This is a genomic window from Bacillus solimangrovi, assembly GCF_001742425.1.
Classification (GTDB): domain Bacteria; phylum Bacillota; class Bacilli; order Bacillales; family Bacillaceae_N; genus Bacillus_AV; species Bacillus_AV solimangrovi.
This window is the reverse complement of the sequence record NZ_MJEH01000022.1, coordinates 160,287-180,729: the sequence shown is the minus strand read 5'-3', so window position 1 is coordinate 180,729 and position 20,443 is coordinate 160,287. Positions and strand designations below refer to the sequence as shown.

Sequence of the window (20,443 nt, the reverse complement as noted above, 5' to 3'; positions counted from 1 at the left end):
GTAATTAGGAAGCGGGGTTAAGAGATGGAAGACATGAACCTAAAATATAAAGATCGGATATTTGTATCAATTGAACAGCTTTCAGAAACGTTATTACATGAGATTAATGAGCAAATTTTATACATCGACATGGGGGAGAAAAAGAATACTCATGATCAGCGTAACCAAGCAAAATTTCTTTTAATGCACCTTCAACGTGCTTATAAAGGAACAGTTCCAACTCAATACCGTTCAACATACAATTCATTGTGGAGTCAATTGTACCGTTTAGAACATCAAGATGAATTTAAACATCCTTATTTAAAAACACTATTTGATAAAATTCATGTAATTCGTGAACATATATGATTACGATTGTTGATTGCAAACTTCATCGTGACAGAATGAGTGATCTGTTGAATGAAATTATCTTTCAAATACAAAACGGATTGAATTTACAAGAAGATTGCACTCTTTTATATAATGTAAAGTTAGCGATAGGAGAAGTATTGTGTAACATTATCGAGCATTCTGAAACGAATGTTGATAATACAGTTGATTTGAAAATAAAGTGGACGAATAAAATGATTGAAATTGAAATTACCGATCATGGTGATGGGTTTGATTGGAAGAGATGTTTGCAAGAAAAAATGCCCGTACCGTTACAAATTGGTGGTCGAGGTCTCATAATGGCTAAACTGGTTTCAGATTATTTGGAATTCGATGAAACGGGCAAAACGGCTTATTTAAGGTTTATTGTATGGTCGAAAATAAGGGGGGAAGAAATGATAAACTTTCAAGAAGTAAACCAGTCTCTTCAAGTGAAAATAAATTGTGATATCAACTTTGAGACAACGAGGGAACTAGAAGGAGTATTACAACAATATAATATTGAAAAAAATATTGACGAAATAAATGTTGATTTTCAAAAGGTTAAATTTATTGATAGTACAGGTGTCAGTTTGTTAGTTAAATGGATTCATCCGTTATCATTAACAAGGAAAATAATAATCCATCATGCATCAGATCCAATTAAAAATGTATTTCGAATATGTAAACTCGAACAATTTGTTGAACTTGTATAATAAAAAAAATCAATAATTTTCATCTAAAATCAAGCTAATATTTATAAATCAATTAGAATTAAATAACCTAACATAATGCCACGCCATTTATGAGGAAAGAGAGGATAGTTGAACCGAGTTTAAATACTGTATTCAGCTATCCCTTTTTGCACAACAAACCAATAAAATTACATCATATTAGGAATAAACACATTTATAAACACAAAATAACCTAATGCACCAATCAAAAAAGATAACAGTAGAATAATAATAGCAGTTTTAGACTTCACAAATACTCTCCTTTTCTAATACTTTAAAAGGAATGTTCATAGTACGAAAATACGTTCTTAGTTTAATTGTAGCACAAAATGTTATGGAATTTCCGTTTTTTTCTATTATTGTATTAGTAAATGAGGCAAATAGATAAAAAAGTACACCACTATATAGAAGTGATGTACTAAATTTGATATTATGTCTGACATTAAAGAAAAGCTACTACTCTATTAAGAACGTTGTACATTCTCTTGTCTATAAAATAACAAAGTAGCTCCTGTTTTTGTCCATTAAATGCTTTATTTTAAGAAGACATGTTCACCAATGCGTTTGATTTTCTCTCTAGAGTATAACCAGTCTGATTCAGCTGTATCAGGATTGAAATAATAAATTGCTTCTTCAGTAGGGTCCCAACCTTGAATAGCATAATAAACTGCTTTATATGCTTCTTCATTAGGTGTTAAATAGTACTGACCGTCAGCAACAGCAGTAAATTGTCTAGGTTCAAAAATGACATCATTCACTGTGTCTGGAAATTCACTAGATTTTGTGCGGTTTAAAACAACTGCCGCAACTGCAACTTGTCCTTCCATTGATTCTCCACGTGCCTCACCATACACAACCTTTGCTAATGCATCGATTTCGCTAGCTGTGAAAGTTTGACGATACAGAGCATCCCAAGTGTTTGGTCCTACTACCCCATCAATCGTTAACCCATATTGTTTTTGGAACATATAAACAGATTCTTCGGTATTTGGTCCAAATACACCGTTAATTGGTCCTTGGTAGATGTTTAACTGATTAAGGCGATGCTGTAAATCCCATACAAATCCATCAGTATTGCCTTCTTGTAATACTGGTTTTGTTGGCATTGCTTGTGCATTCGTTTCAATTGGATATATTGTAAATGAACCTCCAGCTAGGAGAGTTGCAACTGTTATAGAAGTTAGTAGTTTTTTAAACTTCAATGTAAATTCCTCCTCATGTAATTCTAAAGTATCATTTTGTTCTGCGTAACTAGTACATAAGTAATTATATATAGGGATTAAGTATCGAAACAATAGTGGTTTACAGGAAGTAAGACTCAGTTTTTCAAATAATGTAAAATTCATACAAAACATATGGAATGAGGAATTCTTTATAGTAGTAGTTTTTCATTGTATAATTTATTCAGTCATTTTGATGAATCAGTCGTATCGATAATCATAAATGTAAGGGATATTGTTGTTCATACTATTAAATAAGTTTTATCTAAATAATTTTAGTAAATCTTATAATGAATGAGTAATTCTTAATAGTAGTTATATGTATAAAAGAAGGAGAAGTAGTTATGAAAAAACCATTTTATCAGTTTGTCATGAAATATCGTCCTAAAGGGAGTCAGAAAAACTATCAGGAATTCGCTCAACAATTATTTGTAGACGGAGAATTCCCTAAACAATCTACTTCATATCATGAAATAAGTGCATACTTAGAAGAAAACAGCCCTTCACTAGATGCAATTTCAATATTTGATGAAATGTGGGAATTGTATGAAATGGAATAATAGTTGAATAAAGGAATTTAATATAGCGTTTTTACGGTGTGATGCTAAAACGCTTTAAAATATTAAAGTTTTTTCATCCTAGGCATTGTTTTTGCCTAGGTTTTCTATTATGATAAGTTATAAATTTTGAGTATTATAACTTAGGGGGATACACTTTGAAACGATTCAGTATAATCTGTTTGATTGCTTTCATGTTAGTTCTAACGGCATGTAATAATGAAGATACACAATCAACACCAGACGCAGAAAATCAAGGAGACAAACTTACAGTAGGTATTACACAAATTGTTGAACATCCTGCACTAGATGCAGCAAGAGAAGGGTTCATTGAAGCACTTCAAGAGAATGGTTATGATCACGTTGAGATTGATACACAAATTGCACAAGGTGACATGAACACAAATAAGACGATTGCTCAAAAGTTTGTTGGTGATAAAGTTGATTTGATTTTGGCAATCTCAACACCAAGTGCCCAGAGTGTTCTAAGTGAAACAAGTGAGATTCCAGTTTTATTTACAGCCATTACTGATCCAGTTGGTGCTCAACTAGTTGAAAGTATTGAAAGCCCGGGTGGTAATACGACAGGAACATCAGATACACATCCAGACGCAATTCCAAATACGATGAAGTCTATTGTAGAGTTTTTCCCAGATGCGAAAAACGTTGGCATTATTTACAATGCAGGTGAACAAAATTCAGAAGTAAATGTTAGTCGTGCTAAGGAAGTAATGGATGAATTAGGTCTAACGGCGGTAGAAGCGGCTATATCAACAACCGCAGAGGTGAAACAAGCAGCGGAATCATTAATAGGGCGATCTGATGTCATTTATATTCCAAAGGATAATACAGTTGTTGCAGGATTAGAATCTGTTATTGCAATCGCAAATGAACATGACATTCCATTGTACGTAGGTGAATCTGATTCTGTAAAACGTGGTGGTTTTGCTGGATATGGATTTGAATATCATGATCTTGGATACAAAACTGGAGAAATGGCGATTGAAGTATTTGAAGGAAAATCACCAGCTGAAATCTCAGTTCAATATCCACAAAGCCTTGAACTTGTTATTAATAAGAAAGCTGCAGAAGAACAAGGAATTGAAATAACAGATATAATGAAAGAGAAAGCGACTATTATTGAATAAGTTAACAACGAAGATTTTAAATATGTTTGTTTAGTACCTAACAAAAGCTTACGATAAATCGTGAGCTTTTGTTATTTGTTATCTAAGCATTGACGAAATGATTTACTTCTGATATTATTTAACATGTCATTTCAAATTGGTGCTTTAATTTGAAGTTGATGAGGGCTTTATACGTTATAAATAAAGTTCTATAGAGTCAAAGTTTTGTGGTATTATAATGAAAGATAAATTTTCTTAATGTGCGCCCTTAGCTCAGCTGGATAGAGCAACGGCCTTCTAAGCCGTCGGTCAGAGGTTCGAATCCTCTAGGGCGCGCCATAGTATCAACTAATATTTACCACTTTACAAAAACTTAATCTTTGTTATCATATAAGTATCGCCAGTTACTTAAAGCAAACAGCTTAAACATCCTTATTCCTCATATGGGGACGTTACGGATTCGACAGGGATAGTTCGAGCTTAGGTTGCGAGTCGAGGGGATCGGCCTCGTAAATAACGTCGCCTAATTTATAACTGGCAAAGAAAACAACTACTCTCTAGCTGCAGCGTAAGCTGACCTAGAGGATCCTGGCTTCCATCGCCCGTGTGGAAGATTGCAGGGTCTCAAATTGAGCGGGCTACGCTAACATTCCTCCGTCTGTGGATGTTAGAAGAGATTAATCAGACTAGCTCCTCGGACGCCTGTTGGCAGGCATAAGAGAGAGCGAATTGCGAATATGTCAACTACACTCGTAGAAGCCTAAGTGGCGTTATTTCTGGACGTGGGTTCGACTCCCACCGTCTCCACCAATACATAGTTGGTGGTTTTTTTATGTCTTTTTGACTTAAAGCATAAATCTTCCTTTTTGGAAGGTTTATGCTTTATTTTGTTTTAGGAAGATTTATGCTTTAAATATGCATCTAAAAAATACTAATTGAAATAATTTTAAAAATGTGATTTTTTCCGATTAGTTAAAGGATTCAAGATAATTTATCATCCTCATATGGAAACTTTGTGAAAGGTATTTTAAAGATCCACTATTATAAACTGAAGATAGAAGTTACATAGAAGAAATGAATGATGATTTAGAAGAAGAGTTAAAAGACAACTCTTTATTCTAACTTAAAGGCAACCAAGGTTTGCTTTTTCAGAGTGCTCGGCATGTGTGTAATTTTTAGGGTGCAAGCCCAGAACTGTGAAGGTGGAAGTAACAGCTAGCCTAACGCAAGGGTGTATGTAGTGACGCGGAACTTGAGGGGAGAGGGCGGTAAACTTCTAGTCTGAGGAACACAAACTTCATAAGAGTATAGCTATCGTTGGATGAGTTTGCAAAACAAAGTCTATCCTGCCAAAGGTGATACAGAATAAATGATGCAGATAGGTGAAAGGAAAGGTTGTATGCTTACTCAGGCAGATCTGATTTATACGCAAAGTGAACTTGATAACCTATCTAATGATAGATAACTGAATAATTAGAAGTCAGTCGTAGAAAGACCAAAGTTCTTAGGGTTCAGTTTTACATTACACAAGAAACCAAAAACCAAAGATAGGAAATTTCTTGGGTTAGGTTCTTCAAAACACAAGGCAAATGAATGAGGAATTAACGCAAGAAATATTGGAGAATCGCCAATAGTCCGATTCTCACAAGAACCCTTATCAACACCTATTGGGAGATGAGAGGGTTAAGAAGTCTTATGTAAGATACTCGCAGCTACGTCAGACATAAATGAAACCAAGCATACGGCGGTGTGATAAGTCGGGGGTTAATCCACCCCCTCCTACTCGATTTTAAAGCACATTATAAACGCCAATGGAACAATAGTTTCAATACATTTAGTTTTATATAATTTCTGCGTTTTTTACTCAATCAATTTTTAGATAATTCCCATATACTCTGATTGTGTGAGATAAAATAGCAACAAAAAAAGGGAGTAGAGATTATGAAGATTGCGGAGTCTATAGATTTAGATAAGGAAAAATTAAAAGCAGCAACTTTTATAAATGAAAGAAATGCAACAGAACTAACGAATACAAATAGTAATGCACTGAATGAATGGTTAAATCATATAAAATTACCTGAAAATTATATTGAAAACTTCTTAAAAGAATATAACAAAACAGAAACAGAATTGAATATTATCCTAGAACAGTCTCCTAATGAAGTAACAATAAACGATAAAGATACAAAATGGTTCAAATATTTAATGGAATTAATCAACAACTATAGTAATTCAGAAAAAATTGCAGAACACCTCTATTTAAAAAAAGAATTACATAATCATCCGTATTTAGATTTTACTTATCCTTTTTTAAATTGGATGAGTTCAATTGTCAAAGTAAAATCGAACCCAATATTGGATCAAAAGGTAGTAGAAGATTGTATATTAGAAGCTACTTTGAAAAGTGTAATTAAACTATCATCTAAAGTACTAACTTTAGAGATAAATGAACTCCGTAATGAAAATAAATTGATTGGTAACACGTCGGAAGAAAGGTATTTGTATTTTTGTGAGAAAATTCAACAAAGAGAATACATGGTGGACTTACTATATAGATACCCTACTATGTTCAGATTAATTATAGAAGAATCAATTCAACAAAGGAATTATGTGTTAAATACCATTGAACATTTAATAAATGACTACGCAGAGATTAAAGGGAAATATAATATAGAAGGAAAACTGATGAAAATCAATATGGATCAGGGAGATAGTCACCGTGGTAAAAAAACAGTTGTTATATTTGAATTTGAGAAGGGTTTAATTGTTTATAAACCCAAATCTTTATTGGTAGATCAAAAATTAAATCATATTATTAATTACATTAATAATAAAAGAATTAAATACCCTTTAAAAAATATGGAAGTAATAGCAAAAGAAAATTATGGTTGGCAACCATATGTTGAGTATATAGGTTGTGATCAAAAAGCTGAAATCGAAGAACTTTATTATAAAATGGGTGTTTATACTTGTATATTTCATACCCTATTAGGAACAGATTTTCACGCCGAAAATGTAATTGTTTCAAAGTCAGATCCCTTCTTTATTGATTTAGAATCTCTTTTTCAAGGATTTGATACTCAAGATTTAATGAGTGAAACAGCACACAAAAAAGATTTGTACGTTATTAAAGATTCTATACTTAGAACTAGTTTATTTCCTGCCAAACTCAATAAACAATCACAAATTGATATTAGTGGTATTACTGGAGAAGGAGATAAATCTGTAGATAAGGGAAGATTCACTTTTGAAAATAACTATACAGATGAGATTAAAATAGTCCGAAAACCGTATATTACTGAACATAAGAAGAATATCCCGTTATTAAATAATACAAGAATAAATCCTAGAGAATATGCAACTTTCATCTCTGAAGGGTTTAACGATTGTTACGATATTATTTGTGAAAATAAAGAGGATTTCTTAGGCGAAAAGGGTATTCTAATCACTTTCAAAGACTGTTGTGTTCGTACCATTGTAAGGAATACAAAAGATTACAATTTACTTTTAACTGCATCAACAAATCCAAACTATTTGAGTAATGCTATTAATAGAAACAGGCTATTCGACAGAATGTGGGGAATATTAAACGGTAATGACAAGTTGAAAGATATTATCCCTGCTGAGACCAAAGACTTATTAAATTTTGATATCCCATATTTTTATTCTTTTATAAATAGTACCTCTATATTTGATAGTTTAGGTAACGAATATAAACAATTTCACTCGGATACAATTTTAAATAGAGTTGAAAAGAAAATAATAGCAATGGATGAAGAAGATAAGAATTACCAATCTTCGATGATAAAAAATGTATTATTACCTCCAATAAAAAAATGGGACTTGAAAGAGTTTAAAAGAAATTATATTTCTACTAAACATATTAAAGTGAAAAGTAAATCAGATTTATTAGATGCAGCTATTAACTTGGCTGAAGATATATTAGAACAATCAGTAACAACAAAAGAATATAACGATATTTCCTGGAAAAACTTAACGATTGGATATGATTCTCAATGGATCTTAGCTCCTTTGGATAATTCCTTATATGATGGATTGCTTGGAAATGCGCTGTTCTTTGCATCTCTATATAAAATAACCAATCAAGATAAATATTTAGATACAGTAGAAAAGATTTTAATTTCTGTTGAGATGAATAGGGATATTTATGAAAGGAATTATACAATATCTGCTTTTACGGGGTTTGCAGCTTCGGCATATTGTTACTATTACTTAGGTATTTTACTAAAACGTCAGGACCTGAAAGAAAAAGGAATTCAAAATTTATTAAGATGTAGTAATTTAATTGAAAGTGACAATCAATTTGATATTATAGCCGGTTGTGCAGGGACAATAATAGTTGCAATAAATATATATAGAAACTGTTCAAACGATGAAGTGCTTTCAATTGCTCTAAAATGTGGTGAACATTTGCTCAATAATGTTGTGGAGAATGATGATAGTACTGTTGGCTGGAAAAATACTGTTAGTGGAGAAAATATTCTAACTGGAATGTCTCACGGAAATGCGGGGATTGCCTGGTCATTATACGAGTTATATAAAGAAACTAAAACACCTTCGTTTCATCACTATGCTTTGAAAGCTTTGGAATATGAACGAACATTATATTCAGCAGTTGAGAAAAATTGGTTTGATTTAAGGGATAGAGAAAATCGGATTAAAAAAGGATTCCCAGAGCCGGTACATTGGTGTCATGGTGCATCAGGAATTGGAATGGCAAGGATAAAATGTTATGAACTGTTCCCAGATAGTAAAACTGAGGAAGAAATCTATGTTGCATTGGAAAAAACATTAGAAGAAGGGTTTGGGGGAAGTGATTCCCTATGTCATGGTTCAATGGGTAATCTTGATCTATTTCTACTTGCTTCAGAAGCTTTCCAAGAAAATAGTCATTATAGAAAGGCATTAGAAATAGCTAGTGATACTGTAGAATTAGCAAATAATGATCAGTGGTATTGTGGAATACCTCAAAAATCAGTGGTGTCCTCATTTATGATTGGTTTATCAGGAATTGGTTATCAGTTACTTCGTGTAATAGACTCTGTAAATGTCCCTTCAGTACTAACATTGGAATTGCCGAGGGAAGAATAATGAGTAAACGTAAAATTCCCTTTATAGAACAATCAGAACAATCGGAATGTGGTATAGCTTCACTAGCAATGATTTTATCATATTATAATTGCGAATATTCAATAATTGAACTAAAAAAAGACTGGAGTATAGGTCGAGATGGAACTAGCTTGCTAACATTGAAAAAAATAGCAACAGATTTAAATTTTAATACAAAGGGCTTTAAAGTAAATGCAATAAACGAATTACCAATACCATGCATCCTACATATAAACAACAATCATTTTGTTGTTTTAGAAAAAATGACAAAGAGTGGAATTCAGTTAGTTGACCCTTCTAAGGGAAGATACATGATGTCATATGAAGAGTTTGAAAAAAGTAAAATTAGGCTGGGATTGTCTATTTATCCGTCAGATAAGGTAATAAAGAGAAAAGCCCCATCAAAACTCAGCCATTATAGGAATTTACTATTCTCTGAATATAAATGGGTACTATTAATATTATTTAGTACCCTGTTGTTACAACTGACCTTCCTATCAATACCTATATCTATAGAATATATTACAGACAATATAATTAATAATGAAAATAATAATTATCTTTCGTTAGTAGTAATTTCACTTGTTGCTATCATCTTGTTAAACTGGCTCATGAATTTTACAAAATCAAGAACGGTTGTCTTATTGCAAGCTAAATTTGATAAAAAATTGATGCAAACATTTGTGAATAAACTGCTTAGTCTGCCGTTTATTTATTTCCAATCAAGACCTAGTGGTGATCTTATACAAAGGTATAGCAGTAATATTATTATAAGAGAATTATTATCTAATAGAATAATAACTGTCTTGTTGGATGGTGGGTTAATCGTAATATTTTTGTTCTATATGTGGTATTCTTCTGCGAAACTAGCTCTTTTCGCTACATTAATAGGTTTAGTCCAAATCATTGTAATAAGTCTAAGTGTTAGAAAAATTAAAGGTTTACAGGAAGAAGAAGTAAAGGCTCAAGTTAATGCTAGTAATTACTTTGCTGATATTAGTAAATCTGTGGGAATTATCAAAACTAGAGGTGTCGAGACGTCAATATATAATAAATGGTCCCATTTATTCAACAGACAAGTTAAAGCAATGAAAAATAAAGGGAACTATTCTACAAGTATAAATAGTTTGAACCAAAGTATACAATTTGCTGGACCACTTGTGTTGTTATTTATTGCCATGATGGAAGTCGGAAATGGGAATCTAACAGTTGGTGAAATGTTCTCTTTTTATACAGTTAGTGTAAATTTTCTAACTCCGATGAGCTCTATTATTCTTACTATTAATGAAATAATTTATACAAATGTTTACTTTAATCGAGTCTTAGAAGTATTGGATTCCAAAGCTGAAAAGAATATTGATTCTGGTATTAAGGTAGATAGTTTGAGTGGAAACATCAAGATTGAAGGTGTTTCATATAAGTACGGTTTACACAGTAATGAAGTTATAAAAAATGTAGACTTAAATGTAATGTCTGGTGAATTCGTAGCTGTTGTAGGAGGAAGTGGTTCAGGAAAAAGTACTTTGGCATTGCTAATGTTAGGGTTATCAGAACCAACTCAAGGTGAGATTTATTTTGATGGAATAAATATTAAAAAGCTAAACAAATCCGATTTCAGAAAGAAAATTGGTGTTGTTAGACAAGATGTTTCAATGCTGAATCAATCCATTAAAGAGAACATTGTATTTGGTTTATCTAACATTTCTGATGAACAAATTATTACCGCTTCTAAAAATGCGGAAATATATGATGAAATCATGCATATGCCGATGGGATTTGAAACGATTTTATCGGAACAAGGAGCTAATATTTCTGGAGGACAGCGACAACGGATAGCATTAGTTAGAGCTTTATTAACAAAACCAGCTATTCTTCTATTAGATGAAGCGACGAGTTCGTTAGATTCGATTACGGAAGAAAAAATTCAAAAAAATCTTGAACAGCTAAAATGCACTCGAATTGTCATAGCACATAGGTTAAATACAATTATTAATGCTGATAAGATCATTGTACTCAGAGATGGAATGATAGAAAGTATTGGGAGTCATCAAGAATTAATTCATTCTAGTTCTTACTATAGAGAACTATATTATAATCACAGTGAATTTAGTAGGAAAACAAGTAACCATACATCTTGATTAAAGGGAAATGAATTCCCCTTTAATCAAGGTTTCTTCATAATCATGTAAAGGAGAGAGCGAATTATGACAGAAAATATATTGTCAGCTAGAAATGTAACAAAAAAATATGGTAGTTTTAATGCTTTAGACAATGTCTCAATAGAAATTCAGAGCGGTGAATTTGTTGGAATTATGGGATCTTCTGGGTCAGGGAAAACTTCACTTTTAAATCTTTTATCTACGATAGATACAGTTTCTAATGGCGAAATCTATATCAATGGGCAAAACATTGTAAAGTTAAATGATAACAAAAAAAGTAATTTTAGAAGAGATAATTTAGGGTTTATTTTTCAAGAATATTTCTTATTAGATAGTTTAACTATACAGGAAAACATAGCTATCTCATTAACTTTGCTCAAAAAAACTCCAAAGGAAATTGAAGGGTTAATTTATACTTTAGCAGCAAGATTTGGTATTGAGAAACAACTTTCAAAATATCCTAATGAATTATCTGGAGGACAAAAACAAAGAGTAGCTGCAGCAAGGGCGATTATAAAAGAACCTTCTATTCTTTTTGCAGATGAGCCTACTGGCGCCCTTGATTCCAATTCTGCAAGAGAGTTGTTAATGAAATTAAAGGAAGTAAATGAAGATTTAAATACGACTATCCTAATGGTTACTCATGATGCCTACTCTGCTAGTTTTGCAAATCGAATCATTATTTTAAAAGACGGACATACAGTAAATGAATTACGAAAAGGTAAGAAACGAAGGAAAGAATTTTTCGAAGAAATATTAGAGGAAATTGCAAATCTAGAATATAGATAGTATATAAAAAAAGGGGGGGTACATTTGAGTGTGTTCACTGCAGTACAAAAAAATTTAAAAAAGAATATCTCTTTTTACATGTTATATTTGATTTCAGTTTCGGTTGTTTTAATGCTTTTCTACTTTTCTATTTCTTTTGCTGGGAATGAGCAAATTTTAGAAAAGTTAATGGGAAATACTAAATTAAAATCAATGATTAATATCGTACTTCCTTTATTAATGATATTTGTATTGTTTTATATGTCCTATTCAAATAAATTTTTTATGAAAAGACGTATGAAAGAATTAGGTATTTACACTCTTCTAGGATTCAAAAAAAGGAAAATTACACAAATTCTATTCTTAGAAAATATACTGATTTGTGCCATCTCTCTTGTAATTGGTATTTTATTAGGCTCGGTCTTATTTAAGGGTCTAATGACCTTTGTTATCAACATACTTGAATTATCTATTGATAGTTCACAAATATCATTATTTAATAACGAAGCCATTGTTATTACTACTTTGTTTGTTTGTATAGCTATGTTGGTCTTACTTATTTCAAATTATATATTCATTAAAAAAACGAGCCTTCTCTCATTAATTAGAACTGAAGAGAAGCATGAAAAACAGATAAAACTAAACCTCTGGAAGGCTATTTTAGGAATTGCATCTTTATTAGCAGGTTATGTATTAGCAATAGATATTAAAAGAGGAACGGATTCATTATGGTTAACTATAGGATTTTCTCCAATATCTATGCTTACATTTATTTTAGTGGTTATTGGAACTATCTGTTCTATACAATTTTTTATACCTTATACATTACAAAAAATAAAATTAAATAAAAAATTATTCTATAGAGATACGTCGATTATTGTAATACCACAATTTGTTCAAAGAGTATACACAAATGCAAGAGTATTAATCTTAACTACATTAATATCAGCAACAGCACTTTGTTTATTAGCAGCGGGTGTTATAACATTTTATTACCCTGTGAAAGCTATTGATCGAACAAACCCAGCTGCATTTGAGTTTCCTGCAGAAGATACTGAATTAGTTAATAGAGCGATTGATACGGTTGAAAGGGAGCTAGGTAAGTCAAATAATCTAACTCACACAACTCAGATGATTCAAGTCACTTCATCTTCCGAAAAGTTACCATATGAATATTCAGTAAAAGAAAAACCGAGTTTTGATTTGATCTCAGAATCAAACTATAAAGAAGCAATAAAACTTAGGGGAGATAACGTACCCGAATTAAGCTTATCAAATAATAATGTGATTTTTGTTGAGTATAACAAAAATCAGGATGACGAAACAGGTATGAGTTATCAATTAAATCTATCTTCGAGTGAGAAAGTTAACGTAACTGTTCAAGAAACAACTTTAAATAACACTTTATCCTTTGCTAACAGTGTAGGTACTCTTATTGTTTCGGACCAATTATACGAAGAAGCATTAGGGTACGAACTACCAACACAAACTGTTATTAGTATTTATGGAGAGAATTTACGAGATAATAAAGAACTTCATGAACAACTATCTTCACTTTTTTCAGATGAACCTAGATTTCAAAGTGCAGTTGGAAGAGAGACAACCTATATTCAAGAAAATAGTGCCGCTTTGCTGATTTCTATATTTGCAAGTGCTATTTTCTTAATTGCTACTGGTAGTATACTATATTTTACCAATCTATCTAACGCCTATTCAAAAATTAATGAATTCAGTATATTAAATAGGCTAGGGTTCGAGAAAAGGAAATTAAAATCAATTGTTAGTAAGCAGATTCTAATTACTCTCGTTGTTCCTTATGTCATTGGAAGTATTCATAGTATATTTGCATTGGAAAGTTTTAAGGCTCTCATGCCGAACTTAATTGGAGATAGTAGTGCTTTCTGGTTCCCTGAATTGATAGGGATCGGATTGTTTACCATTATTTATATTATCTATTATCAAATTACAAAATTCTCTTGTTATAAAGTAATCTTTAATAAACAATAAAATTTTATGTGCTGTTTTGTTGAAAGAAATTGAGCTATTGGTCTTCCTTTTTAACTTATCTGCTGATTGAAAATATCACTTTCAACCAGCAAGTAAGTTGTGAAAATAGGGGAACATATGGCTCTTTTTTTGACTGAATCTTCGAAAAGTAGCTCAATATTAAACAGAAATTAATTCATATTTTGTAATTATATGTAATATTGCGCTTTTTACTCATGATATAAAGTACAGGTACTATTATTATATGAGTGTAGTTATTAATTACTTTTATAATACTTGGAAAGGGGGTTAATTGGAATGGAAAACTTAAAACATAATGCTGTTATCGAAGATGTAACAGATCAAGAACTAGATTTAGCTACTGGAGCTGGAGACGGTTGGATCTCAACTATCACAGATGATTGCCCAAATTCAATAATCGTTTGTTGCTAATTATTAGATGTATTTATAGCGAAATTTCACTATAGTATTTTAAGGTGCTTATACAGTACTTAATACTTAGAATAATAACTACATAATACTTAATGAGAGGGGAAACGAAAAATGGAAAACTTAAAACATAATACTGTTATTGAAGATGTAACAGATCAAGAACTAGATTTAGCTACTGGAGCTGGAGATGGTTGGATTTCAACTATCACAGATGATTGCCCAAATTCAATAATCGTTTGCTGCTAAATAATTGAAGTATTTTAAGGTTCTTATATAGTATTTAATATTTAAAGAGAGGGGAAACGAAGAATGGAAAACTTAAAATTTAATGCTGTTATTGAAGATGTAACAGATCAAGAATTAGATTTAGCTACTGGGGCTGGAGCTAAACCTGGAGATGGTTGGATTTCAACTATTACAGATGATTGTCCAAATTCAATCATCGTTTGTTGCTAATAATAATGTGAAAATGTAGGGCCGATATAAATATCGGTCCTACATTTTTTGGAAGAATTCATACATGAAAACTTAGTTATATTTAGTAATAATTGTATGAGTTCAAAAAGATATAAAAATAACGTATAATTGTTATATATTTCTAAAAAAAACTAAGAGGCTATATTAATGGATGTTAGATATAAAAGAAATCAAATTTTCCTGTTACTGAACCAAACGTTATTGCTATTGTATCTATGTTATGAGTTTGTCCTAGATAGAGATAATATTTCTTCAAATATAATGCTACTTTTAATCTCGACAATAACAATTTATATTTTATCCTATATAAAAGTAGTCAATTTAAACAATAATGACATACTTTCTCAGTTTTCAGATCTCCTGTTACTTTTCTCTTGGCAAATATTGATAATAAATGATGATCCTATTTTTTATGTTTTTGAACTAATTATTAATGTCCTAGTATTATATAAATTGTTCCAATTTTTATTAATATTTATCTTTCAAAATTCGGTCTATAAAAATAAAAGAGAGATTGAGTTTTTACTAAAATTATTTGCCATAATGACGCTAATATCTATTATTAATTTAGATGTTTACTCGTATATTTATTTATTGCAATGGATGATCAATATTAGTCTACTTACATTAGCAATAGTAAAAAATAATAAAAGAGTTCTTTTTTTCTTAAAGAATGGATATCAAAATTTAGTTCGTTCATTTCTAATAACTATTGTTCCATTTATGACATATGTAATTTATGTTAATAAGGGGAATAATATTTTCACAAATTTAACTTTCTACTTTATTTCGATTTTCCCTTTATATAGCATCTATTTGATAGTTAAACAGACAAAAAAAGAAATAAAGATAGAGGAACAATTAAATTCAAAAAACAAGATTATCCTAAGTTTCATTATTATTATTTTTTTACTGATTATAGGTAATTTACTAAATGTAAATACAGTTATTTACTTTATCATTGCACATTCAATTTTATGGTTTAATACCTTATATTTCAGTTTAGTTTATAATCAAGTTAAGAATTCTATATTAAATGGAACTGAAAAACAACAATACTCATACATAAATACTATCAATCAGATTATAAACGAAGAACAGCTTAGAAAAGATTTTTCAATTTATCTACATGATGAAATTTTACAAGATATATTAGCTGTGAAAAATATTGTGAATAAAGCAGATAAAGTAGAAATTAGAGAAATGATAGTTGATACGCTCAATGAATTAAGTAAATCAATTAGAAGACAAACAGAAGAATACCATCCAACTATTTTAAGAACTTTAACTTTAAAAGAAAATTATAGCAATCTCATTGAAAATACAAAACAAAATTTTGGTGCAAAACATATTTGTACCTCCTTTATTTGTAAAAAAGACATATTTTTACTAGAGCCATATAATTTAATTGTTTATCGTTTTATCAAAGAACTAACAACCAATAGCTTTAAACACTCTCAAGGGGATCATATACGGATTTACCTATATCAAGAGATGGAAGAAGTGGAGCTTATAGTTGAAGACAATGGGGAAGGAGAGGTTGATCTTATCAACTTAAAAAAAGGGCATAAAGGATTATTTTCTATAATAGAACAGGTAAATATGCTTGGAGGAAAGATTGATATTAAATCTAATAAACCTACGGGGTTAAAAGTAAGGATACAGTTAATAATGAAAGGGGATTACTCTTATGAACATTTTATTAATCGATGACCATACTTTGTTTGCTAAAAGTTTGGAGATTGTTTTTGAGGATTATGAAGAAATTAAATCATTAAAACTCATACAAAATGTTGATAATATAAAACAAATCTTAGAAGGTGACAAACCAGATATACTTTTAATTGATATTAATTTAAGTAATATAAGTGATGAAGATGGTATTATTTTATCAAGATTAATTCTTAATGATTATCCAAAGATAAAGATTATTATATTAACTGGCTACGACTTACCAGTTTATCGACATGAAGCTAAAAAAGCCGGTGTTAAAGGTTTTGTTAATAAAAATATATTGCCTGATCAATTGTTGCGGATTCTCATCAAAGTTAATAGCGGATACGAGCATTTCCCAACTAAAGAAGAGGAATATATTTGTGAATTAACAGAGAGTGAAATTAGAATTTTACGGCTGCTTAGCGAGGGCTATAAGCGGGAGACCATTGCGGAAAAACTATACATTAGTAAGAGAACAGTTTCAAATCATATCCAAAACATTTTTAGTAAATTTCAAGTAAGTTCCTCATTAGAAGCTGTTGCAAAGGGGATTAAATTTGGATACATCCAAAATTTATAATAGCTTCCCAATCTAATTAAACTGAATTGAAAATATTATCAACAATATATAAGTACCAAAACATTTACGAAATGATAAATGATGAGAATATATTTATGTAGAAATGATATAAAAATGTAATCAATTATTTTATTTATAATAGAGAAAAATGATTGTTTAGGTACTAGAGATTTTTAATTATGCAAAAAAATACTAGGTAATACCATATTTTACGAAAGAGTGCTCATGTTCAAGAAGAAAAACTAAAAAAGGTCATTAACTACACAGTACGAAGATACTGTGACATTGAGTGAATAGTTAAAGATAAAACACTCAGTAACCCAAAAACCAATAAAGTTTGTTGTATTTTTAGGGCTACTTGAGATTATTTCATCTTCCAGTCTAACAGAGATGAAGTTGTTTCTTCTATATTAAATTGACAAAATTGCAGTTCCCCCGAGTGTTAACAATACGAAATGAACGAACGGTGTACTAATCTGTTAAGATAAGAAAGTTAAATGGAAAAAGTATTTAACTTTTGATATTTCTTTTCATATAAACACGAGTATTATCGCGATCAAACTCAATCCACCCTAAGTGAAGATAATAAGATATATTCTCGGTCAATAATACATGAGTTGCCAATCTTAATTCAATATCCCCCCTAAGTTTAGCTTCTGCTTCAGCCAATTCCAAAAGGCTACGTCCTAAACCTTTACCTTGATAAACAGGATGAACCGCTACATTTGCTACTGTAGTATATTTATCTTCAAATATTAAAACCAGTCCACCAATGATCTTTTTGTTAGATTCAGCTACCCATACAGGATATGAAGCTATCTCCTCTTTATAATCAACATTCATAGGTGGAAGTTTCTCCTTGAATCTATTCGAGTACACTGAGTAAGCCGCATCCATACAGTTTTTAAGTTCCTTTGCATCGTCAGAAATGGCTTTTCGTATTTTAAATTTATTTCTATACATATTTTCATCACCTTCATATAATAAATTTTTCCTTCATCATTGATTAGAACAAGAATTTAAATCTCATGGACAAACGAGATCGAACTATTAGAATAGGGGTTTTTTCATTAAAAAATGTATCCTATTTAGTTTTTCCCTAAATGTAAAAAAAGTTATGGTTACAGTAATACCTTTAATTGTGATAGATCTAACTTCTGGAAGCAATAGATAAATCCTATAATCATTAAAATTTTTAGAATTAATAATTCTATTGCAATTACAGTCACATTAAATATCCAGATTATTGTATCTTGTCATTTACAAAAATACGACCAAGCGGTAAATTTAACTATTAAGACTTAAATGAATTTTCTATCACTTAAGGGTGAAACGTATTAGATTGCGTCGTCCATTAAAAACTAATTATTTAATGGATATTGAATTATCAGAAGAGATGTACTTTATAAGGCATAACAGATTAGAATGGGTGGGAGGAGAATCATATGGATCCTATTAAACTAGTTTTATTTGATCTAGATGATACACTTGTACATTTTGATGACTATTGGGAAATTAGCGTTAAAGAAACCTTCAAAAATCATTTCTACACAAAGGATATGAATGAACACGATTTATTTGAAGTCTTTAATAAAGTAGATCGATTTCTTGTTGGTAAATTGGACAGCCGACAAATTTCAATTGAAGAATATAGGATTAATCGTTTTCTCTATTCAATGGAGCAAGTTGGGGAAACTTCAGATGTAGAAACAGCAATTGATTTTGAAAGATTATATCAATCAATAGGCAAAAAGAATATGAAGCCTAATATGAAAGTAATCAAACTCATATCAGATCTTAGTAATCATTATCGAGTAGGAGTCCTGACTAACGGCAGCAAAGGTTGGCAACTTGATAAGTTAGAGGCAATCGGGCTATATAATGTCTTTCCCAATGAGTACATATTTATATCTGAGGAAGTTGGTCATGAAAAACCAAGCCCAGAAATTTATCATCATGTTTTGAATACGGCTTCACTGCAGCCAGAGCAGGTGCTTATCGTAGGTGATTCTATAGAAAATGATGTATTAGCTCCAATTCAACAAGGGTTTAGAGCGATATTATTAAATAATAAAGATACTCAAAAAACTCAAATTTCTCATCCTCTAACGATCATTACTGAATTAGAAGAGTTACGTTGGATTTTATTATCATAAGTTAAAATTAATGGATGAAGCTTAACTAGTTCGATTAGATTACTCTGGAAAAGTAGTTACGGGTAGATCATGTGTGAGTAAAAATGATACGTACTGGAAAAATTGAAAAACGTGTGCCTATTACAGTCAAGGTATCACATGGTATGGAGGCGAATAGACAATTGACTACAGTAAAATTGGTTGCATTTGACTTAGATGGCACATTAATAAGAAAAGAATCCGTTTGTGAGATTATTGCAAAACAAATGGGTCATTTGGACCTTATGAAGGAGTTTGAAAAATATAGAAAAGATGAAGAAATAAAAAGCGCTCGTCAGGAATTAATAAAAATTTATCAAGCAGAAACGAGAGAGAATATATTGGGTATGTTAAAATATGCTCAATTAGCTCCAGATTTATATGAAGGTATAGAACTTCTTCATAAAAATTCAATTTCAACAGCCCTTATATCTATTACTTTTGAATTTGCAGTAGAGTGGTTTGCTGAACAATTAGGAATAGAATATTTTGTAGGGACTTCCTACGACAGTAAAGGAGACATAAATCATTTTTGGCCAAAAGATAAAGAGATATGGTTAAGAAAATTAACAAGTCAGTTGAATATATCGTTAGATGAGGTGGCTGCAGTTGGCGATTCTTTTGGGGATGTGCATATGTTAAATGCAGTAAGGCATCCTTATTATGTAGGAGATATAATCCCAATATCACTGGATAATTCGTACCATTATAATGACGGTAGTATTTTGGAGATTGCTGAACATATTGTTAGTATAAAATAGACAATAATTATAATAATTTCCTTTCATGGCATTTCGCTTTCATTAAGTTGGATAATTTGTTGATTAAATTCTTAGGTGAATGCTTGACTTGAATTTTAGATATGAATAATCTCCTCAAGATTAGTTTCATAAATGATTATTATTACCATATAGAATTTTTAAAAAGAAAAGACGCGTTCCTATTGTAGAAAAGCGCCATATTGTTGAATAACATTTTCTATGTTTCTCTTCATCTTTATGAATCTAATTATCT

Annotated in this window: 17 protein-coding genes, 1 tRNA gene and 1 other RNA gene; 17 read left to right on the top strand and 2 right to left on the bottom strand. The window is 30.8% G+C overall.

Going from position 1 to position 20,443, the window contains the following annotated elements:
- Positions 1–24: 24 nt before the first annotated feature.
- Together BFG57_RS09535 and BFG57_RS09530 are read left to right on the top strand one after the other, a co-directional pair.
- The gene (locus BFG57_RS09535) at positions 25–348 is read left to right on the top strand and encodes a hypothetical protein (RefSeq protein ID WP_069717246.1); all 324 of its coding nucleotides are present in this window, start codon (positions 25–27) and stop codon (positions 346–348) included.
- A complete protein-coding gene (locus BFG57_RS09530; RefSeq protein ID WP_069717245.1) occupies positions 345–1,064 on the top strand; it encodes an ATP-binding protein in 720 nt (239 codons plus the stop codon). Before BFG57_RS09535 ends, BFG57_RS09530 begins: the two co-directional genes overlap by 4 nt.
- Positions 1,065–1,615: 551 nt before the next feature.
- On the opposite strand, the gene BFG57_RS09525 is transcribed toward BFG57_RS09530, so the two are convergent.
- Positions 1,616–2,284: a cell wall hydrolase gene (locus BFG57_RS09525; protein ID WP_069717244.1), complete on the bottom strand. Its 669-nt coding sequence runs from the start codon at positions 2,282–2,284 to the stop codon at positions 1,616–1,618.
- A gap of 362 nt (positions 2,285–2,646) precedes the next feature.
- On the opposite strand from BFG57_RS09525, the gene BFG57_RS09520 reads away from it, so the two are divergent.
- The 13 genes from BFG57_RS09520 to BFG57_RS09470 all read left to right on the top strand — a co-directional run bounded on the left by BFG57_RS09520 (position 2,647) and on the right by BFG57_RS09470 (position 17,255).
- Positions 2,647–2,862, top strand: coding sequence for a YozE family protein (locus BFG57_RS09520; RefSeq protein ID WP_069717243.1), 216 nt, complete (start codon positions 2,647–2,649; stop codon positions 2,860–2,862).
- A gap of 155 nt (positions 2,863–3,017) precedes the next feature.
- Positions 3,018–4,007, top strand: a complete 990-nt coding sequence (locus BFG57_RS09515) for an ABC transporter substrate-binding protein (protein WP_083249160.1) — start codon at positions 3,018–3,020, stop codon at positions 4,005–4,007.
- Positions 4,008–4,248: 241 nt separating this feature from the next.
- Positions 4,249–4,325, top strand: a tRNA-Arg gene (locus BFG57_RS09510).
- A gap of 106 nt (positions 4,326–4,431) precedes the next feature.
- Positions 4,432–4,796, top strand: a transfer-messenger RNA (tmRNA) gene (gene ssrA, locus BFG57_RS09505).
- 1,131 nt (positions 4,797–5,927) lie between these two features.
- The gene (locus BFG57_RS09500) at positions 5,928–9,098 is read left to right on the top strand and encodes a type 2 lanthipeptide synthetase LanM family protein (RefSeq protein ID WP_069717242.1); all 3,171 of its coding nucleotides are present in this window, start codon (positions 5,928–5,930) and stop codon (positions 9,096–9,098) included.
- Positions 9,098–11,254, top strand: coding sequence for a peptidase domain-containing ABC transporter (locus BFG57_RS09495; RefSeq protein WP_083249159.1), 2,157 nt, complete (start codon positions 9,098–9,100; stop codon positions 11,252–11,254). The genes BFG57_RS09500 and BFG57_RS09495 overlap by 1 nt, the downstream gene beginning before the upstream one ends.
- 66 nt (positions 11,255–11,320) lie before the next feature.
- The gene (locus BFG57_RS09490) at positions 11,321–12,064 is read left to right on the top strand and encodes an ABC transporter ATP-binding protein (protein WP_069717241.1); all 744 of its coding nucleotides are present in this window, start codon (positions 11,321–11,323) and stop codon (positions 12,062–12,064) included.
- A 30-nt stretch (positions 12,065–12,094) separates the two neighbouring features.
- Positions 12,095–14,050, top strand: a complete 1,956-nt coding sequence (locus BFG57_RS09485) for an ABC transporter permease (protein WP_245676733.1) — start codon at positions 12,095–12,097, stop codon at positions 14,048–14,050.
- 297 nt (positions 14,051–14,347) lie between these two features.
- A complete protein-coding gene (locus BFG57_RS18365) occupies positions 14,348–14,482 on the top strand; it encodes a type A2 lanthipeptide (protein ID WP_083249158.1) in 135 nt (44 codons plus the stop codon).
- A 111-nt stretch (positions 14,483–14,593) separates the two neighbouring features.
- On the top strand, positions 14,594–14,728 hold the full coding sequence (locus BFG57_RS18360) for a type A2 lanthipeptide (protein WP_083249157.1): 135 nt from the start codon (positions 14,594–14,596) through the stop codon (positions 14,726–14,728).
- Positions 14,729–14,791: 63 nt separating this feature from the next.
- Complete coding sequence (locus BFG57_RS09480; protein ID WP_069717239.1) at positions 14,792–14,938, top strand: type A2 lanthipeptide; 147 nt, start codon at positions 14,792–14,794, stop codon at positions 14,936–14,938.
- Between the two features lie 564 nt (positions 14,939–15,502).
- Positions 15,503–16,672: a sensor histidine kinase gene (locus tag BFG57_RS09475; protein ID WP_217627923.1), complete on the top strand. Its 1,170-nt coding sequence runs from the start codon at positions 15,503–15,505 to the stop codon at positions 16,670–16,672.
- Positions 16,650–17,255 carry a response regulator transcription factor gene (locus BFG57_RS09470; RefSeq protein WP_069717237.1) on the top strand — a complete coding sequence of 202 codons (606 nt, stop codon included), beginning with the start codon at positions 16,650–16,652 and terminating at the stop codon, positions 17,253–17,255. Before BFG57_RS09475 ends, BFG57_RS09470 begins: the two co-directional genes overlap by 23 nt.
- A gap of 510 nt (positions 17,256–17,765) precedes the next feature.
- On the opposite strand, the gene BFG57_RS09465 is transcribed toward BFG57_RS09470, so the two are convergent.
- A complete protein-coding gene (locus tag BFG57_RS09465) occupies positions 17,766–18,218 on the bottom strand; it encodes a GNAT family N-acetyltransferase (protein WP_069717236.1) in 453 nt (150 codons plus the stop codon).
- Between the two features lie 482 nt (positions 18,219–18,700).
- On the opposite strand from BFG57_RS09465, the gene BFG57_RS09460 reads away from it, so the two are divergent.
- Both BFG57_RS09460 and BFG57_RS09455 read left to right on the top strand, forming a co-directional pair.
- Positions 18,701–19,411, top strand: a complete 711-nt coding sequence (locus tag BFG57_RS09460; protein WP_069717235.1) for an HAD family hydrolase — start codon at positions 18,701–18,703, stop codon at positions 19,409–19,411.
- Positions 19,412–19,494: 83 nt separating this feature from the next.
- On the top strand, positions 19,495–20,190 hold the full coding sequence (locus BFG57_RS09455) for an HAD family hydrolase (RefSeq protein WP_069717234.1): 696 nt from the start codon (positions 19,495–19,497) through the stop codon (positions 20,188–20,190).
- The last annotated feature ends 253 nt before the right edge of the window (positions 20,191–20,443 follow it).

What these genes read in the sequence shown, in the direction of transcription:
- BFG57_RS09535 (WP_069717246.1), top strand. Translation starts at nt 25, where the DNA reads ATGGAAGACATGAACCTAAAATATAAAGATCGGATATTTGTATCAATT.
- BFG57_RS09530 (WP_069717245.1), top strand. Translation starts at nt 345, where the DNA reads ATGATTACGATTGTTGATTGCAAACTTCATCGTGACAGAATGAGTGAT.
- BFG57_RS09520 (WP_069717243.1), top strand. Translation starts at nt 2,647, where the DNA reads ATGAAAAAACCATTTTATCAGTTTGTCATGAAATATCGTCCTAAAGGG.
- BFG57_RS09500 (WP_069717242.1), top strand. Translation starts at nt 5,928, where the DNA reads ATGAAGATTGCGGAGTCTATAGATTTAGATAAGGAAAAATTAAAAGCA.
- BFG57_RS09495 (WP_083249159.1), top strand. Translation starts at nt 9,098, where the DNA reads ATGAGTAAACGTAAAATTCCCTTTATAGAACAATCAGAACAATCGGAA.
- BFG57_RS09490 (WP_069717241.1), top strand. Translation starts at nt 11,321, where the DNA reads ATGACAGAAAATATATTGTCAGCTAGAAATGTAACAAAAAAATATGGT.
- BFG57_RS18365 (WP_083249158.1), top strand. Translation starts at nt 14,348, where the DNA reads ATGGAAAACTTAAAACATAATGCTGTTATCGAAGATGTAACAGATCAA.
- BFG57_RS18360 (WP_083249157.1), top strand. Translation starts at nt 14,594, where the DNA reads ATGGAAAACTTAAAACATAATACTGTTATTGAAGATGTAACAGATCAA.
- BFG57_RS09480 (WP_069717239.1), top strand. Translation starts at nt 14,792, where the DNA reads ATGGAAAACTTAAAATTTAATGCTGTTATTGAAGATGTAACAGATCAA.
- BFG57_RS09475 (WP_217627923.1), top strand. Translation starts at nt 15,503, where the DNA reads ATGACGCTAATATCTATTATTAATTTAGATGTTTACTCGTATATTTAT.
- BFG57_RS09470 (WP_069717237.1), top strand. Translation starts at nt 16,650, where the DNA reads ATGAACATTTTATTAATCGATGACCATACTTTGTTTGCTAAAAGTTTG.
- BFG57_RS09465 (WP_069717236.1), bottom strand. Translation starts at nt 18,218, where the DNA reads ATGTATAGAAATAAATTTAAAATACGAAAAGCCATTTCTGACGATGCA.
- BFG57_RS09460 (WP_069717235.1), top strand. Translation starts at nt 18,701, where the DNA reads ATGGATCCTATTAAACTAGTTTTATTTGATCTAGATGATACACTTGTA.
- BFG57_RS09455 (WP_069717234.1), top strand. Translation starts at nt 19,495, where the DNA reads ATGATACGTACTGGAAAAATTGAAAAACGTGTGCCTATTACAGTCAAG.